The organism is uncultured Acetatifactor sp., assembly GCF_948601915.1.
Taxonomy (GTDB): Bacteria; Bacillota; Clostridia; order Lachnospirales; family Lachnospiraceae; genus Acetatifactor.
In genome coordinates, this window is record NZ_CAPDXS010000035.1 from 1 (window position 1) to 3,696 (window position 3,696).

At 58.5% G+C, this 3,696-nt stretch carries 4 protein-coding genes; all 4 read right to left on the reverse strand.

Translation table 11 applies throughout. From position 1 onward, the window contains the following. Positions 1-221: ATP-binding cassette domain-containing protein (locus Q2B33_RS07955; protein ID WP_300913944.1), on the reverse strand; the 221-nt coding region annotated here is incomplete at its 3' end. Between the two features lie 104 nt (positions 222-325). Then, entirely contained in the window at positions 326-1,960 is a 1,635-nt protein-coding gene (locus Q2B33_RS07960; RefSeq protein ID WP_300782184.1) for a HAMP domain-containing sensor histidine kinase, read from the reverse strand. A gap of 15 nt (positions 1,961-1,975) precedes the next feature. Continuing rightward, on the reverse strand, positions 1,976-2,671 hold the full coding sequence (locus Q2B33_RS07965) for a response regulator transcription factor (protein WP_300782186.1): 696 nt from the start codon (positions 2,669-2,671) through the stop codon (positions 1,976-1,978). A gap of 214 nt (positions 2,672-2,885) precedes the next feature. Then, positions 2,886-3,696: GerMN domain-containing protein (locus tag Q2B33_RS07970; RefSeq protein ID WP_300913945.1), on the reverse strand; the 811-nt coding region annotated here is incomplete at its 5' end.

The following is a 3,696-nucleotide window of genomic DNA, read 5'->3' on the forward strand; positions in this document are numbered from 1 at the left end:
AACTGCATGTGCACCGCCATCTCCTCCGGCCTCAGCCCTGTCCGAATCACCCCCTGATAGGGCACCAGCCCCAAAATGGCCTTCAGCAGCGTCGTCTTCCCTGCGCCGTTGGAACCGATCACGCCCACCCGGTCGCCCTCCTCGATCTGTATGGGGGAGTCGATGGATAGGGCCGTGTCCGCCCCGTAGCGCACTGTCAGATTTTCAATGGATAACAGCATACGATACATCTCCCTTCTTCTGTAGGATTCAAGCCGTCCTGCATAAGGTCATCATAGCAGATCCGGATGAATTTGGAATGAAGAGCGTATGAAACTTCTTGACTTCACTGCAATTCCCTCCCGGCAGGAAAAATCAGCAGGGTCACCACGCTGTCCTCCCCGTTCCGCACCTCAAGGCGGGCCTCCAGCTTCTTCGCGTAATAGGACGCGATATACAGCCCCAGCCCATGGCTGTGCAGCCCTGCGCTGTCCGCCTGGTGGCTGCCGGTGACAAAGGGTTCGAAGACGTGGGGCATGAGCCCGTCGGGAATGGTCACGCCGAAATTCTCGATCAGGATTCCCCTCTCCTGCCCCTCCTCCCACAGTTCAATCCGGATGAGTCCCCCCTCAGGCGTATACCGCACCGCGTTGGACAGCAGATTGTCCAGTATCCGGGCCGCCATGGCCTCGTCCGTATCCGCCAGAAGCTCCAAGTCCGCCGGAGCCTCCACATGAATCCCCCTGTCCGCCACCGCCACCTGATAGGACTGCAGCCGCTCCGCCAGCACCTGCCCCACATTCGTCCTCCGGATGCTCATGTCCCGGGCGCAGTGGTTCAGGTACAGGATGTCCTCCACCATCTTGCGCATGGACAGGAGCTGCTCCTTCACCCTGGGCAGATAGGCTTTCGTGTCCTTATATCTGCCCACCTCGTTCAGCATACCGTCCACCAGAAGCAGCGCTGCGGCGATGGGGGTCTTGAGCTGATGGGAGGAGGAGCGCAGGAAGATTTCCTGACGCTCGTTCTCCTCCGCCAGCTCCCTGTTCTTCTCCTCCAGCTCCATATAGCTCTCCCTGATCTGCTGGTAGAAATCGTCCAGGGTCTCCCCCAGCTCCCGCACCTCGTCCCCCGTCTCCGTCCCCTTCCACGCCAGCCGCTCCACAGAGAAATCCTTCCTGTGCTTCATCTCCTCCGCGTGCCGCACCAACTCCAGGATAGGGCGCACGATGCCCCTGGAATACATGCCGGAGAACAGCACCGTCAGCAGGACGATCACGGCCCCCAGCATGGGAAGGCTCTGCAGCACCACAGGGCGGATTTCGTCCGCCCCGGGCGTCACCGCCGGTAAAATAGAAAAAACAATCCGTTTTTCCGTCTTTTCCATGGCCACATAGTTGGTATACCGGTCCCCCAGGACCTGCACCCCGGCCTCTATGACCACACAGCCATCGGAATAGGTATGGACCCTTACGGATTCATTGGAAAATTCATCCTCGATGTCCCTCTGATAGCGCAGCCGGACACCCACAGGCAGGTTTCCCCCCTGCCCGGTCTCCGCCAGAATCTCCCCCAGCTCCTCCAGATTCTTCCCCAGCTCCTCCCACAGCTCCTCCGAGTCCTCCGCCCCGGCATCCCAGGCCTTGAAAAGTCCCTCCCGGCATCTGTCCAGGACTTCCCGCAGCCTTTGATCCCGGAGCCTGACCTCCGCCGAAAAGGCCTTGCCCGTCAGCAGCACATAGTCCCCGCTGACGGGAATCTCCACGGAAAAGCAGGCCGTCGGGTTCCGCACCCGCACCGCCTCGTAGGTGCCGCACTCCATGTAAGCCCTGTGCTGCGCCAGGACGGAGCGGAGGTTCTGCTCGCACACATAGTCCACATACAGGGATGGCAGCATACATATGAAATATCCCACCAGAAACAACAACAGCCCCACCGCCAGCGCCATGCTGTACAGCAGATTCTTCCGTCCCAGACCCATGGCAACGCCTCCCCTTCAATGGCCCTCCGCGGCATTCTGCTCCGCGGCCTTGTCGAATTGATAGCCCACGCCGATCACGGTCCTGATGCAGGGGACAGGAAGCTTTTTGCGCAGATTCTTCACATGGGCATCGATGATCCTGTCGTTTCCGATGTAATCCTCATTGAAGATGCTGAGAATCAGCTGCTCCCTGGTAAAGACCCTGTTCGGCTGGCTCATCAGCGTATGCAGCAGCAGATATTCGCTGAGCGTCAGGGGCAGCTTCTCTCCCCGGTAATAGGCGCAGTACGCCTCCTCCCGCAGCACCAGGCCCCGGCCCCTCTCTGCCCCGCTCCCCGCGGTGCGCCGCAGGATAGTCTCCATCCTCTTGAGCAGGATGATGGGGGACACCGGCTTGATGACGTAATCGTCCGCATACAGGTTGAAGGCCTTCACCTGGGTCTGCTCGTCCTCCAGCGCGGTCAGCATGATGGCCGCCGTCTTCTTCCGGTTCTCCTGGATATACCGCAGCACCTCGAAGCCGTCCGCCCCGGGCACGCAGATGTCCAGCACCGCTATGTCGAACTCCTGCTCCCGCAGAAGGTCTATGGCCGCGTCTCCCCGCTCCACCCCGGTCACCTGGTATCCGGACATGGACATATATTCCGTCAGGACCTCCCGAATCGTGGGCTCGTCCTCCAGAAACAAGACTCTGTACGCCGTCTCCTTCATCTGCGTCTACCTCCCCCCGGATTCCGCCCGGGAACCGTCTATTCTGTTTTCTATTTATGCAGCGATTAAATCTTGCCCCAAAACCGGATAAACGGCATGGCTTGCTGCGCAATGTGACTGGCAAGAATTCGATGCCGTTTATATATTTTACCGCTTTGATATGAATTTCATATGAAGATTGTGTGAGAAAAACCGTCTTTCGTGAAAATGAGAATCAATTCTCCGGAGTCGTGACGATATCCAGGTTCCGCTCGTAGGCAGAGGAAGAAAAAGAGGCGGGCACCTCCCCGTTGATCAGAATCTGCACCTTGTTGATATTGCTCAGCTCCACCAGGGAATTGACGATAGAATAGATAGATACATCCGTTGATACGTTATTCACCACATTCAGGAAGTTCTCGTCCAGATTCACATAGCAGACTCCGTCCTTGGTCATGACATTGACAATCTTGGTGCCGGGGTTGATGGAAGGGTACAGCCCCTCTATCTGGCCGCTGGGCCCCGCGATCAGCTCCTCCACCACGAAGCGCTCCATGGGCGTATTGGTGGAATAATGCTTCTCCCGGTAAGCGGCGATCAGCTCCGTGCCGCTCTCCCCGGCGAAATAGAGTTTCACCTTCGCCAGCTCGTAGGTATTGATCTCATTGCCGTCATTGTCGATGAACTGATCCGCGTTCATCCAGCCGATCACATTCCCCTTCCTGTCGGAGAGCTGGTTCCCCTCCACGGTTATCATCACCAGGTTCACGTCCGGAAGCTGGGTCAGGGTGCGCACCACCGCCGCCCGCACCAGCACCTCCGTCATCGCGGGCAGGTCGTTGTAGGCGGCGTCCACATCGATGGACAGATTTCCCTCCTCCAGCTTCGTCCCCAGCACCTTGAAGCCCATGTTCAGGGGCGCTTTGTATTCCAGCATCTCCGGGCTGGTGGACAGGCAGTCCATGAGTTCCTGCAGCCGTGCGGATTCCTCCGCAGCCTGCATCTCCACCTCATGCATCTCCACCTTTGTCTCCGAATTGCTCACA

Bases quoted from the DNA above. Each gene is read 5' to 3' on its own strand.
- Q2B33_RS07960 (WP_300782184.1), bottom strand. From the start codon at position 1,960: ATGGGTCTGGGACGGAAGAATCTGCTGTACAGCATGGCGCTGGCGGTG.
- Q2B33_RS07965 (WP_300782186.1), bottom strand. From the start codon at position 2,671: ATGAAGGAGACGGCGTACAGAGTCTTGTTTCTGGAGGACGAGCCCACG.